At 68.5% G+C, this 12,027-nt stretch carries 18 protein-coding genes and 1 tRNA gene; 10 read left to right on the top strand and 9 right to left on the bottom strand.

Features of this window, described 5'->3' with window-relative positions:
- Positions 1-6: 6 nt before the first annotated feature.
- Positions 7-999 carry a methyltransferase gene (locus tag ABZU76_RS06505; RefSeq protein WP_354865671.1) on the top strand — a complete coding sequence of 331 codons (993 nt, stop codon included), beginning with the start codon at positions 7-9 and terminating at the stop codon, positions 997-999.
- A gap of 118 nt (positions 1,000-1,117) precedes the next feature.
- Here the strand turns inward: ABZU76_RS06505 and ABZU76_RS06500 are convergent.
- The 9 genes from ABZU76_RS06500 to ABZU76_RS06460 form a co-directional block, all read right to left on the bottom strand.
- A tRNA-Ala gene (locus ABZU76_RS06500) sits at positions 1,118-1,190 on the bottom strand.
- Between the two features lie 34 nt (positions 1,191-1,224).
- Positions 1,225-1,398, bottom strand: coding sequence for a DLW-39 family protein (locus ABZU76_RS06495; protein ID WP_220245417.1), 174 nt, complete (start codon positions 1,396-1,398; stop codon positions 1,225-1,227).
- A gap of 614 nt (positions 1,399-2,012) precedes the next feature.
- Positions 2,013-2,825 (bottom strand): serine protease, encoded by an 813-nt coding sequence (locus tag ABZU76_RS06490; RefSeq protein ID WP_354865668.1) that lies wholly within the window; start codon positions 2,823-2,825, stop codon positions 2,013-2,015.
- Positions 2,826-2,836: 11 nt separating this feature from the next.
- The gene (locus ABZU76_RS06485; RefSeq protein WP_354865666.1) at positions 2,837-4,303 is read right to left on the bottom strand and encodes an alpha/beta fold hydrolase; all 1,467 of its coding nucleotides are present in this window, start codon (positions 4,301-4,303) and stop codon (positions 2,837-2,839) included.
- 757 nt (positions 4,304-5,060) lie between these two features.
- Positions 5,061-5,669: a GNAT family N-acetyltransferase gene (locus tag ABZU76_RS06480; protein ID WP_354865664.1), complete on the bottom strand. Its 609-nt coding sequence runs from the start codon at positions 5,667-5,669 to the stop codon at positions 5,061-5,063.
- A 114-nt stretch (positions 5,670-5,783) separates the two neighbouring features.
- The gene (locus ABZU76_RS06475) at positions 5,784-5,966 is read right to left on the bottom strand and encodes a hypothetical protein (RefSeq protein ID WP_354865662.1); all 183 of its coding nucleotides are present in this window, start codon (positions 5,964-5,966) and stop codon (positions 5,784-5,786) included.
- 65 nt (positions 5,967-6,031) lie between these two features.
- Entirely contained in the window at positions 6,032-6,175 is a 144-nt protein-coding gene (locus ABZU76_RS06470; RefSeq protein ID WP_354865660.1) for a hypothetical protein, read from the bottom strand.
- 121 nt (positions 6,176-6,296) lie between these two features.
- The gene (locus ABZU76_RS06465; protein ID WP_354865658.1) at positions 6,297-7,235 is read right to left on the bottom strand and encodes an NAD(P)-dependent oxidoreductase; all 939 of its coding nucleotides are present in this window, start codon (positions 7,233-7,235) and stop codon (positions 6,297-6,299) included.
- A complete protein-coding gene (locus ABZU76_RS06460) occupies positions 7,232-8,071 on the bottom strand; it encodes an AAA family ATPase (RefSeq protein ID WP_354865656.1) in 840 nt (279 codons plus the stop codon). Before ABZU76_RS06460 ends, ABZU76_RS06465 begins: the two co-directional genes overlap by 4 nt.
- 226 nt (positions 8,072-8,297) lie before the next feature.
- Here ABZU76_RS06460 and ABZU76_RS06455 point away from each other — a divergent pair, with 226 nt between their 5' ends.
- The 9 genes from ABZU76_RS06455 to ABZU76_RS06415 all read left to right on the top strand — a co-directional run bounded on the left by ABZU76_RS06455 (position 8,298) and on the right by ABZU76_RS06415 (position 12,026).
- A complete protein-coding gene (locus ABZU76_RS06455) occupies positions 8,298-8,477 on the top strand; it encodes a hypothetical protein (protein ID WP_354865654.1) in 180 nt (59 codons plus the stop codon).
- A 41-nt stretch (positions 8,478-8,518) separates the two neighbouring features.
- Positions 8,519-8,842 carry a hypothetical protein gene (locus ABZU76_RS06450; protein WP_354865652.1) on the top strand — a complete coding sequence of 108 codons (324 nt, stop codon included), beginning with the start codon at positions 8,519-8,521 and terminating at the stop codon, positions 8,840-8,842.
- The gene (locus ABZU76_RS06445; RefSeq protein ID WP_354865650.1) at positions 8,842-9,249 is read left to right on the top strand and encodes a hypothetical protein; all 408 of its coding nucleotides are present in this window, start codon (positions 8,842-8,844) and stop codon (positions 9,247-9,249) included. The genes ABZU76_RS06450 and ABZU76_RS06445 overlap by 1 nt, the downstream gene beginning before the upstream one ends.
- Positions 9,246-9,674 (top strand): RRQRL motif-containing zinc-binding protein, encoded by a 429-nt coding sequence (locus tag ABZU76_RS06440; protein WP_354865648.1) that lies wholly within the window; start codon positions 9,246-9,248, stop codon positions 9,672-9,674. The genes ABZU76_RS06445 and ABZU76_RS06440 overlap by 4 nt, the downstream gene beginning before the upstream one ends.
- 91 nt (positions 9,675-9,765) lie before the next feature.
- The gene (locus ABZU76_RS06435; protein ID WP_354865646.1) at positions 9,766-10,146 is read left to right on the top strand and encodes a hypothetical protein; all 381 of its coding nucleotides are present in this window, start codon (positions 9,766-9,768) and stop codon (positions 10,144-10,146) included.
- Positions 10,143-10,397, top strand: a complete 255-nt coding sequence (locus ABZU76_RS06430) for a hypothetical protein (protein ID WP_354865644.1) — start codon at positions 10,143-10,145, stop codon at positions 10,395-10,397. Before ABZU76_RS06435 ends, ABZU76_RS06430 begins: the two co-directional genes overlap by 4 nt.
- Positions 10,394-10,612, top strand: coding sequence for a hypothetical protein (locus tag ABZU76_RS06425; protein WP_354865642.1), 219 nt, complete (start codon positions 10,394-10,396; stop codon positions 10,610-10,612). The genes ABZU76_RS06430 and ABZU76_RS06425 overlap by 4 nt, the downstream gene beginning before the upstream one ends.
- 14 nt (positions 10,613-10,626) lie before the next feature.
- Complete coding sequence (locus ABZU76_RS06420; RefSeq protein ID WP_354865640.1) at positions 10,627-10,929, top strand: conjugal transfer protein TraH; 303 nt, start codon at positions 10,627-10,629, stop codon at positions 10,927-10,929.
- A complete protein-coding gene (locus ABZU76_RS06415) occupies positions 10,929-12,026 on the top strand; it encodes a hypothetical protein (RefSeq protein WP_354865638.1) in 1,098 nt (365 codons plus the stop codon). Before ABZU76_RS06420 ends, ABZU76_RS06415 begins: the two co-directional genes overlap by 1 nt.
- Position 12,027: the final 1 nt, after the last annotated feature.

The following is a 12,027-nucleotide window of genomic DNA, read 5'->3' as shown; positions in this document are numbered from 1 at the left end:
ATCTTCGTGACCCACGACGATACGAACTCCCTGCGCCGCCTGGCCGGACTCGCGACGCCGATGGCGCTGCGCGTCGCCGTGACCCTCGGCCTGCCCGCGCGCCTGCGTATCCCCGCGCCGGCGTCCGATCTCGCCGCCGAGCTCAAGGTGAACCCCGTCGCGCTCGGTCTCCTGCTCGAACACCTCACGACGCTCGGGGTCCTCGAGCACACCCCCGCCGGCCATCGCACCACCGCGTACGGCGAACACCTCCGCGACGACTTCACCGAAACGCTCCTGAACCTGAACACCGCCGGCGGACGCGCCGAGCTGGCGTTCGTCGAGCTCGCCCACAGCATCGCCACGGGCGAAGCCGCCTACCCACGCCGATACGGCCAGGACTTCTGGGCCGATCTCGCCGAGGCCGAGCACCTGCGGGAATCCTTCGACCGCCAGATGACTTTCCGCATCCGCGAGCAAATCCCGCAGATCGTCGCCGGCTCCGACTGGTCGCGGTTCGCGACGATCGTCGACGTCGGCGGCGGCCGGGGCGACATCCTCGCCGCCATCCTCACCGCGAACCCCGGGTTGCGCGGCCACCTGCTCGACCTGGCCCCGACCGCCGCCGACGCCCGCCGCACCTTCGCCGCTCATTCCTTGGACGCCCAGGTCACCGCCGGCAGCTTCTTCGACCCACTCCCACCCGGTGCCGACGCCTACCTGCTCGTCGACATCCTCCACGACTGGGACGACGCCCACGCCCACCGGATTCTGGCCCGCTGCGCCGAAGCCGCCGGCTTGACGGGCCGCATCCTCGTCGTCGAACCCGTCACCGGCCGCCACGCGAACACCGAAAGCGCCCTCGCCATGCTCACCATCTTCGGCGGGCGCGAACGCCACCTCGACGAGTTCCGCGCCCTCGCCTCAGCCCACGACTTGACGCTGGACACCGTCACGGACCTGACTTCGCAACGCAGTCTGCTCGAATTCCGCCGATTCGGGCGTCACTGCCCGAGGTGACCACCGCGGGGGTCCGGGGCGCAGCCCTCCGGGCGGGGTCTGGGGGTTGCACCCCCAGAAAGCACGACGGAGCGAGCCGGTTGGCGCTTTCCGCCAACGCAACTCGCCCCGAGTGACGTGGAGCTGAGGGGAATCGAACCCCTGACCCCCGCCTTGCAAAGGCGGTGCTCTACCAATTGAGCTACAGCCCCGGTCGCGGGTGCCCGTGGGCACCCGCGCGGTGAGTCAGTTGCGGGAAGCGTCCGCGGCCTTGGCCGGGGTGCTGCCGTTCGCGGAGACCGGGCCCGTGGGGGCGGTCGCCTGGCGCCAGAGGTCGGCCTCGGCCTTGGCAGCCTTGTTGCGCTTGACGACGAACAGAACGCCGCCCGCGACGACTGCGAGTGCCAACAGCTTCTTCATCTGAAGCCCCCTTTTCCAGCTTGCTTCCGTACCCCACGATGCTACTGCACGCTCCGAGCGCCGGATCCGGCGGTTCCAGGGCCTGGTTCCACGTGGAACCATCGGCTGCCCGCGTCGCAGGCCGAACGGAATACCTCCGGCGGGTGGGCTGTTGAACACACTGGTCGGTGCGCCCAACGTGTCCCCCGGGCTCACACCTTTGCCTTCGCGGAATACCGTTCGGCTGGAGCCGCGTCGTGCCTTTCGCCGAGAGGCGACCGTGCGCGCGCCGACCGCAGACATGTCAGCCCTGCCGGCCTTCTCTTCCCGGCAGGGCTGACTTGCGTCCGGCGACGGCTTGAGTGCCCGACTCCACCAGGTCCGGCTGCCTGGTCGCGACGCCGTGGGTCACCTCGAACCACTGCCCCAGCCGGTGTCAGGCCCACGCCGGCCGGCCCTCGGTCACGCCGTACGCCCCGGCATCACGCGCGTCCCGCGCAGCAGCAGCTCACGCTCCTCCTCGCGCCGCGGCCACCATTCGCCGCAGCGCCCGTCCGCCGGCGTCGCGACGCTGTCCCGCCCAGCCGCACGCGCCCGGGGTGGCGCCGGACGCAGTCATCGCCCGGCGCCACACGTCACCGCGCCGGCTGGGGCAGCAGGCAACCGGGCCGGCCGAGGTCGAGCCGGTTGCCGCGGGTGATGCACGTGGTGAGCCAGTACGTCTGTGTGCCGTAGGCGATGCCCTTGTGCACGCTGATGACGCCGTCGCGGTCCATCTCGCACGGGTTGTTCACCGTGCACTGGCCGCCGTCGCGGTTGCTGGTGTTGTTGATGCCGATAACCTCGCCGGTCGCGGTGTCGACGACGGGCGAGCCCGACGACCCCGGCCCGGTCTGGCACGCCGATGTGTAACGCAGCACGTCTTTCGTCACATACCCCGTTTCCAGCACGCGATAGGTGAGCTGGTCGACGTTGCAGGAGAAGATCTTCTTCAGCCCGCCCGAAACCACGCGGATGTCCGTGCCCGTGCTCGGCCGTTTCGCCGACACCGTGAGCGGCCGCACGTGGAACTTCCGCTCGAGCTGCCGGTAGGACAAATCCAGCTGGTACAGCGAAATGTCGGTGCCGGTCATGGTCACGTACACGGCCTTCACCGCCTGCACGAGACCCACGCCGTTGCCGGCCGCGTCGAGCACCGTCGCGACTCGCTGCGACGGCTTGTTCACCAGCACCTCGTCCGGCACCGGCCCCGGGCCTTCGTAGCAATGGCCGTTGGTCAGCACGAACGCTTTGTCGTCATCCGCCGATGTCGGCATTCGCACCAGCGAGCCCGAGCACCCGTCGACGTTGAGGCTGCCCGCGAAATCCACGGTCGCGGCCGCGGCTTGCGGCGCCGCGAGCACCAGTCCGATGGCCGCCACGACCACCGCCACGCCGATCCTGCGCATCACAGCCCCCTTCACCGGATTCCCGCGCAGGAACCGGAAACGGTGTGACCGGTGCGGAAGAAGTCAACCGCCTTGGCCGCACACGGAATCTTGTCCAGCGACCCGTGCTGTCCATCCAGGACAGTCAGCAGCGAGCCACCGACCGCCTTCTGCGTGTCGACCGCCCACGAATACGGCGTTTCCCCTTCATCGATGTGCCCGGACACCTCGAACGCACTGCTCCCCTTCACCGGCTTCCACGGCTGCGCCGCACCCGGCCACCCACCACAGAAAGCGGCGATCTCGAACTTGCCGCCCGTCGCCGGGTACTCGCGCTGATGCGCCTGCACCTCGCCCCACGCCTGCTCGAAATCGCGGCCGCCGGTCCCCTCGTTGCAGAACATCGCGTTGTACTGCACGCTGTTCAGCCCGCGAGGATTCACGTCGAAACCGAAGACCTGGCGCGCGCCGGCCGCCGGGCGCGCCGACGCCGGGACACCGCCGTCGCGAACGGTGGCGAGATCATCCGCAGCGGAATCCCAAATGGACTGCGGCGAAGCGAACTGGCCGGTGGCCCACTGGCGGTCGAGCACCGTGGTGTCGTCGACGACCCGCGGGTGCTGCGCGAGTTGATCGCGGAGCGCGAAAAGCGCTGCGTGGACGGCATCCGCGGTCGTGCCGAAGTGGTATTCGGCATCGTGCTGGGCCAGCCACGTGACGAACCGGCCGAACCCCTTTTCCGCGACCGCGTCCACCGAACCGTCCATAGCGGACAGGTCCATCACCGGCGGCATCACCGAATCGAGCCACATCCGGTCGACGTGGCTGTCGAACATCGACCGGTACACGGTGCCGATGGCGGTGCCGTAGGAGACGCCGTAGAAGCTGATCTTCGGTGCGCCGAGCGCGACCCGCAGCGAATCCAGGTCACGGGCGTTGTTCGTGGTGGTCAACTGCTTGACGAACGCCAGGTCGATCGCGGTGCACCGCTTGTTGTACTCGGTGTACGCGTCGAAACCGGCCTTCGCCTTTTCTTTCGCCGACGCCGTCACCGGCACGGCCGGGCCGTCCTGCCACCCACAGTCGATCTTGTCGCTGTAACCCGTGCCCCGCATGTCGAACCCGACCACGTCGTAGTCGGCGGCGAGCGCCCCGAGCCCCATGGTGCTGAACGCCTCGGGATCCTCGATGTTGCCCAGCCCGGGCCCGCCGAGACTGGCGACGAGCACCCCGCGCCGCTTCGCCGGATCCGCCGCCTTCCTCCTGCTCACCGCGATCTTGACCTTGCGCCCCTGCGGCTGCGCGTAATCCATCGGCACCGCCAACATCGCGCACTCGGACTTCGTGTCGCCCGGGTCGCTCCAGTTGTTCGCCACCTTCGCGCAGGGCTCCCACTTCAGCCCCTCTTCCGCCGCCCCCGCCGGCGCCACCACCCCAGCCCCGACGGCCACGACCGCCACCACAACCGCCGCAACTCTGACTTTCTTCACTTCGACCATGGCTCACGACGCTAGAAAGGCCGTGTCCCCACACCGTGCTCACACTTCGACAGTTCAGTAACGCCCCCACCACCGAGAGTGCGCCACCGTGAACACCCACCCAGCGATCAGCTCACCGGACGGAACTCACCCACGCACATCGAGGTCGCCCGCAACTCACCAACGCAGAAAAAGGTCATCACTCACTCAGGCAGCCACCTCACCAGGCGGCACTCACCCACTCAACACAAGGTCGCCAGTGAACTCACCCATGCAGGAATGGTCACCGATCGCACCGTGGGGGTCTGGGGGCTCGGCCCCCAGATACAACACCGCCCGGTCACCGTTTGCGTATTCCGCAAACATGACCGGGCTAACCGGGTGGGCCCACCAGGACTTGAACCTGGGACCTCTTCGTTATCAGGGCAAATCGGCGACTTTTTGACCGTGGGTTTTCGGCGCTGACCAGCAAACCAATGGTCCTCGACCGTCCGCCAACGTCCACTCAGTTCCCCCCTGATTGTCGCCCACTTTGTCACCCACCGACGTCGGATCGAAGCGGCTGGAACAGAGGGGGGGCTGCTCACCCCCCTCTGTTCCAGCCGCTTTGAGACACCAGTGACATAGAGTTAGTGTGGGGAAAGACTGTCACACCAGGCTGTCACACCCCTGTCCCTCCTATTTATACAGGTCAAAACCCATAGAGGGACAGAGTGACAGGTGTGACAGGTTCGACCGGTCCCCCGTGTCACTCACCCGTCGCGCACACGGTTGGTAGTCACACCCACTCGCCCATCGCTTCGAGCATGTGCGAGCAGTAGAACGGCTCCCCAACTTGAACCGGCTCAGGCAGGTCCAACGTCGAGCGGAAGGCCTTGAGCTCGACGTCGTCGAGGTCGAACGGCGCCGTGGACCAGGTGTAGCCCGGACCGCGGGCGAGCGCGGCGTCGACCATGAGGCCGCCGATTCCGCGCCGGCGATGTCGTTCGGCTGCGGCGACGTGTACGAGCACCCCGCGGCGGTCGATACCGCACAGCTGTACCCCGACGTAGCCGAACACCTCACCCCGGATGTGCAGCTCGATCCGCCCGACCCCGCCCCGCACCGCCGGACGGCGGGGGACCACCTGCACCGGGAACCCCGCACGCATGTCCGCCGCGGCACCGGCCACGTCACACGGCTTGTGCTCGACCTCCAACCACGTCTGCCGCGGCAGACGGAACCGGGCACACAGCAGGCACGTCCACGTCGACAACCGCAAGGCGTGGTGATAGCCCGAGTTCGAGCCGGCAATCTCCCGCAGGTGCCCGTTCAGGCAACGCGCGTGATCCCGGGCAGACCGAAACGGCAGGTCCTCCCGCTCCACCACCTCGGCCCAATCGATCACATGTTCGATCGTATGGCCTCGCGGCAGACCTGGAAACACCGTCTGAGCGCCGCTGAGGCCGATCTTGTGGTCCCGTCACACTGCCCCGCGCCCGTTAGCGCGCCAGCGGCGACCTCAGGGCGTCGAATCCGGCGTGCCCGCGGCCTTGAGATCATCGCTGGCGCGCGCCGCGGACAATTCGGCACTTGGCGCCAGACACCAGAATTCGAGCCCCGACGACAAGTCTGCGTCGTCGGGAAGAGCCTGCACTGACGGTTCAACCTCCGGCAACGGCCGCAACATCCACGTTTCGTTCATGCCCCGACGCTGACACACTCGGCGGTCCTGCGGAGCGCCGTTCGCGGATCTGTGGACAACCGGCCTCAGGCAGGCGGAAGACCGAGCTGCGCGTACAGCACACTCGCCGGCACACTCAGCGCTTCCTTGCACTGCTCGCACAGCACGCCGCCGTCACCGGCCGGTCGATGCCCGCACTTGCTGCACTGTCGCGCTTCGTCGTCTGCCACCGAAACTCTCCCCACCCCGTCAACCCTGCCGCGCCCCTAACGTAAGCCGCCGCTGCCGCACCAACCGTGAGACATGCCGACGTCTTGTTGTGGCGTCGGTCGCGCGGTGCGACTGCCAGGCTTACCGACGATCGGCGACGGCGTTGGACGGCGTCACGCCCTTCAAGAACGCGGCGATCTGCTCAGCTGCGACCTGATAGCACAAGGCGTTGGTGCCGGGCACGGTTCGAGCGGAATGCGGACTGATGACCGCACCAGCACAGCCCCAAAGGGGGTGGTCGGCCGGGAGCGGCTCAGGATCGGTGACGTCGAGCGCGGCACGCAGCCGCCCCGCCTGCAACTCCCCCACCAGCGCGTCCGTGTCGACGATCCGTCCCCTGCCAGCGTTCACCAGCAACGTGCCGTCGTCCATCGCTGCGAGGAAAGCCGAGTTGACCAGTTTGACCGTCTGCTCCGTCAACGGCGCCGTGATCACGACGAGCGCGTGCCCGGGAACGAGGCCGGGCAAGTCCTCGGGACCGTGGACGCCGGCGCGTGCTCTGCTTCCCACGAGGGTCGACGCGACGTCGAACGCCTGCAACTTGCGAGCAACGGCGGTCCCGATCGCGCCGGCGCCGACGATCAACGCCCGTTTCCCCGCGAGGGTGTCAGCGACGAACTTCCGGTGCGCCCAGACGTGCGCGTCCTGGAAACGTACGAGTGCGGGCCACTGCCGGAACTGCGCCAGAACGGCCGACAGGACCCACTCGGAGACGGGGCCGGCGTGCGCGCCTCGCGCCGTCGCGAGAACGATCTCCGCAGGTACGTCTGCTGACCACTCGTCAGCCCCAGCCGAGAGAAGTTGAACCATTCTCAAGTCCGACAGCTCAGGTAGCAGCCGAATTGGGCGGTGACTGCTTCGGTACGGCGGCAAAAGGACGTTCGCGCCGCGTTGCTCGCCACTCAAGTGCTCGGTGTTGGGGTCGTACTCGATGACCTGGACGCCGTCGACCTGCGAGAGAATCTCGTGGCCGACCTCGTCGTCTGCCTCCCCGCTGACAAGAACCTTCGCGGTACTCACTTCCTGATGGCCCCTTCCTCGGTCACCTGCGCGATGAGCTGCCGAGCTTGATCCACGAGAAGACCACCCGACACAGAATTGTCAACGACCACATGCGGCACAGACGGACGAAAGTCGACGTTGACACCCTTCATGTATTTGTCCCAATCCGCCAATTTAGAGCTGTCTCGCGGGGCGTCACGGTGGCGGATATAAGTGTGCATGGTCTCCTCGTCGCAGTACACCCACACGATCGTGAGGTCTGCCCCGAGCTTCCGGCACGTTGCATCCGCTTGCTTTAACCACGACTCATCCGAGAACTCACGAAGAAAGGGAGCGGTCACGATCGCACTATTCCCGACCTGGACGTTTTCCGTCATCGCTTCAAGCAGAGACTCGTACTCGGCTGGTCGGATCTTCGTCAAGTAAACCTCGGATTCCCGGTCATTCCGTGAAACGCCCTGCAATTCAAGCGCCGCCTCGACGACGAACCGCGTCAACGAGTCCTTGTCGAGCATGGGCCACCCCGACTCACGAGCCAGCACCCGCCCCAACTCCGTCTTCCCGCTGCCGGCATACCCGCCGACCATGACGACTTGTGGCGTCGAGGTGCGCACCTCGCGGTGCAACTCCTGATCGGGCGCGTGCACGGTTCGAGCGGATCGAGCCTTGCTCACTACTAGGCCCTTCTTGGCCAGCAAGTCCATGGCCTCGTTGATCGTGAAGACGCTGACGTCCCACTCCTTTGCTAGCTCCCGCGACGACGCGAGCCGTTCGCCGTCTCGAAGCCTGCCGGCCTGGATGTCGTTCTCGATGTTCCGCGCGATCTGCTGAGCAAGCGGCTCAGACCTGGTCACCGAGCTTCGCGGGCGAGACATGCGCTCTCCTAGCCGGGCGTGAGTCGCCCTGGGGGTCAACTGAACGGTCACCATATCAGAACCAATCAGGCGCGCACAGAGTTCCCGCAGGTCAGAGCTGAGTTTGATCGAAATTCCGACCTAACAGTTGACCTGCAAACCATTCAACTGTTAGCTTCTTGGTGGTCCGGATCACTCCGGACGAGCCCAGCACCAGGAGGACCCCATGGCCAAGCAGCAGCACATGTTCCCCGGCATCAAGACCGGTTCCGGCGTCGGCAAGAAGCTGCTCGGCCTGGTCCTGCTCGCGGTGGTCCTCGGCTGCGTCATCACCTCGCCGCTGGAGACCGCGACCTTCGTCAAGCACGTGATCACGAACCTCGCGACGTTCTTCCGCTCGCTCTGAACCACTCGCTGACCTGCAAATTCGTTCGAAGGGACCACCCAATGAGCACCAACCGCTTCCGCCGTCAGCTCGACACCGCCGGCCGCTTCGTCGACGAGATCGCCGACGAGGGTGTCTACCCGGACGGTCTGACCGAAGCCGCGATCGACGCTCTGATCGAGCAGGTGGACCTGGACTTGGCCGCGGACGAGTTCGCCGCTGAGGCCGCGTTCCGCTGCGACTTCACCGACCAGCGCCGCGCGAGCCGCACGCGCCGCCGCGCCGGCCGCGAGCTGCTCCGCTCGCACTTCCTGATCGCCGGACTGCCGGGCCAGGGCAAGAACGCCCCGATCCAGGCCGCCGCGTTCGAGGGCGAGGCCGCCTGATGACCGCCCGCCTGACCTTTCACCCCGACGCGGCGGCTCATCCCGCCAAGAACGCGCTCGCCGCGCCGGGTTCCCACGTCCAGCCGCAAGACCGCACGGAGGAATCCCAGATGGTAGCCACGCACGAAGCCCCGCGCACCGCCGGCGAGCAGCCGGCCGAGGTCACCACCTACAGCTACACGCCGGACGAGCTCAACCGCCTGGTCTCCCGCGAGATCGCCGGCCGGCTCGGCGAGATCGCCGCGCAGCTGTGCCTCATGGCTCGGTACCTGATCGTCAACGACGGGGCACCGGTCGCGGTCAAGGGCCCGCGGGTGAAGACCTACCTCGACGTCTCCACGCAGCTGCGTCTGCTCGCACAGCAGGAGCTGGAGACCGCAGGCATTGCTGAGGAGGCCGCCCGATGAACCCCCGCAACCGCAAGCAGGAAGTCACGACGGTGTTCGACGGCCGCACCCACCACACGTGCCTGTGTCGCGGCTTCCGTGACGGACTGCCGGTGTTCGGGTGGCACGAAGCGCCCTCGACGCTGCTCACCAAGGGCCAGCTGCGCGAGGCCGGGTTGCGGCCCAACGGTCAGGACCCGGTGGCGCTGCTCGTGTTCCGCCACGTCAAGCCCTACGCCCGCGAGACCGTGGCGCCGCTGTTCTCCGTCGAACTGGCCGCGCTCAAGGGCATCGCCGCGCCGGGGCAGATGGACCACGCGATGGAAGCGCGCCGCACCTGCGTCGAGTGCGGCGAGATCAAGGAGTACTGCGTCCCGACCAGCACCCGCCAGTGCTGGACCTGCTTCGAGATCGAGCAGGCCGACCGGATGGGGGTGGCCGCGTGAGCGACTCCGGTGCCTGGCACGACCAGGTCCAGACCCAACAGGAAGAACTCGACCGCACCCGGGCCGAAGCCGCCCGCCAGGAGGGGAACCGATGACGAACTACCTCAAGCTCGAAACCACTCACGACACGTTCGCCGGACTCGTCGGAATGAACAACGAGCAGGTCATCGGCGACCTGACGGTCTCCGTGCCGCGGCCGTTCGTGCCGATCGGCGGCGACCTCGCCGTCGGGCCGGTGATCGAGCCCGCGGACAACGGCCTGCTCATCCGCACCGACCGCTGGACCGCGATGAGCCTGGACCCCGACGCCCTTGGCGTGCTGCCGTTGATGATCCCGAGCCAGGCCACGGCCGCCGCCGTGGCGCGCGAGTTCGACGCCGACCCGGCCATCCGCTGGACCTCGCCGGCCGCGGACGTCCTGGCCTGGTGCCACCGCTGGGTTGCGCGGACCAACGGCGGTGGCCAGCGATGAGCACACAGCTGACCGGGCCGGACCACTTCCGGGCCGCACAGAACCTGCTCGGCTGGATCTCCGACGACAAGACCGGCCGGTTGTCGATCGAGAAGCGCACGGAGCTCGCCGCCCGGGCGCAGGCCCACGCGACGCTCGCCCTGGCCGCGGCGACCGCGCTCGGGGCGCGGATGAACAACGGCGCGTCGGCCGCCGACGGCGCCGGCTGGGCCGAGATCGCCACCGCGCCGAAGCGGGGTGGCCGCTCGTGAGCACGTTCGACGTCTTGCAGCGCTACGGCACGTTCGCGCTGATCCGCCACACGGTCACGGTCCTGTTGTTCCTGGTCCTGCACCTGATCCGGATCCCGCTCGTGCTGATCGTGCGGATCCTGGCCGGGGTCATGGGAGAGCTGGACCGCTACGCCACCGCGCAGGCCTCCCGCCCGCCCCGCGGCCCGATCAACCAGTTCTTCCCGACCGACTGACGGAGGTGACCGACATGACCACTCGACACACCTGCACCCGCACCGAAGCCGCCACGCAGTGGATCGCCTGGCACTTCGCGGAACTGCTCGCCGTCGTGGCACCACTGGTGCTCGGCTGGCTGGTCGCCGGCTGGCTGGCCCTCGGCTCCCTGGCCACCGCCGCGGCGTGGGGCGCGCACGAGCTGCACACCCGCCGCACCCGCGGCGCCCTGCCCGCCGCTGCGACGCCGCGGCAGATCACCACCACCGACAATACCGACGAGACCGCGCCGGCCCAGGTGGCCGGGGGACGTGACGAGAACAGGGAGGGCGCGTGATGAGCACCTGGGCCGAGAACCGGCGCGCGGACCGTGCCGCCGACGCCCAGCAGCGCCGCGCGGACGCCGCGGCCAAGCTCGACCGGACCCTGACCGCCGCCGCCGCGCAGGCCGAGCAGCGGCGGGCCGACCAGGCCGCCGCCGCCGACCTCGCCGACAAGCGCGGCGCCGACCGCAAGTCCGCTCGTGCCGAGTCGTTCGCGCGGGCCGCGGCGTGGCTGTCGGAGCACCGGGTGCGGATCCCGATTTACCTGCTCGCCCTGGTGTCGGCCGTGATGGCGGTGCCGGCGATGTCCAGCTACGGCGTGGGCGTCTATCAGGCGCTGACCGGCGCGGCCCTGCCGGCGCTGTCGGACCTGGGGATGTGGGCGTTCGCGTTCGCCGTCGAGGTCACCCGCCACCGCCACCCCAACCGGCCGGTGTGGGCGTTGCAGCTTGGGGTGTGGCTGTTCGCCGGCACCGGCGCCGCGCTCAACGCGCTGCACGGGTTCAACCGCGGCTGGGACGTCGCGGTGGTCATGGGGATCGTGTCGATCTCCGGGGTCGTCGCGCACCAGATCGCGGTGGCCGCCCCGCCCCGGTCTCGTGCCGAGCGGGACGCGGCCCGGATCGCCCGGCAGGCCGCGCGGAAGGTCGCCAAGGTCCGCACCGTCGCCGTGCGCCACGCGGTAGCAGAGATCGACCGGGACGGGGCCGCGCGGCTGGTGTTCGCCCCCGGGCGCTACACCCTCACCCGCCGCCACGGCCGCACCCGGCTGGTCGCGGCGATCGAGGCGAGCGACCACGTCGGGGATGTGCTCGCCGACGAGGTCACTGCGTGGCTGGCCACCCAGGATCGACCTGCCGGCCCGATCGCCGACGCCCCGGTGCTGACCCTCGATCAGCCCTCGGAGCAGCGGAAATCGACCCGCAAGCGCACCACCCACCCGGCGCCGAAGACCCGCACGATCGAGCAACTGCGCGCCGACTTCGCCGCGGCGCTGGCCGACCCGACTGTGCCGATGAACCCGGCCTCTGCGGAGTCGATCCGCAAGGCGATCCACTGCGCGCCCAAGGCTGCCCGTCAGCTGCGCGACGAACACCAGGCCAACCAGTGAC

Origin of the sequence: Amycolatopsis sp. NPDC005232 (genome assembly GCF_040607795.1) — a bacterium.
Taxonomy (GTDB): domain Bacteria; phylum Actinomycetota; class Actinomycetes; order Mycobacteriales; family Pseudonocardiaceae; genus Amycolatopsis.
The sequence above is the reverse complement of the archived record's forward strand: the minus strand, read 5'-3'. Positions and strand labels throughout refer to the sequence as shown.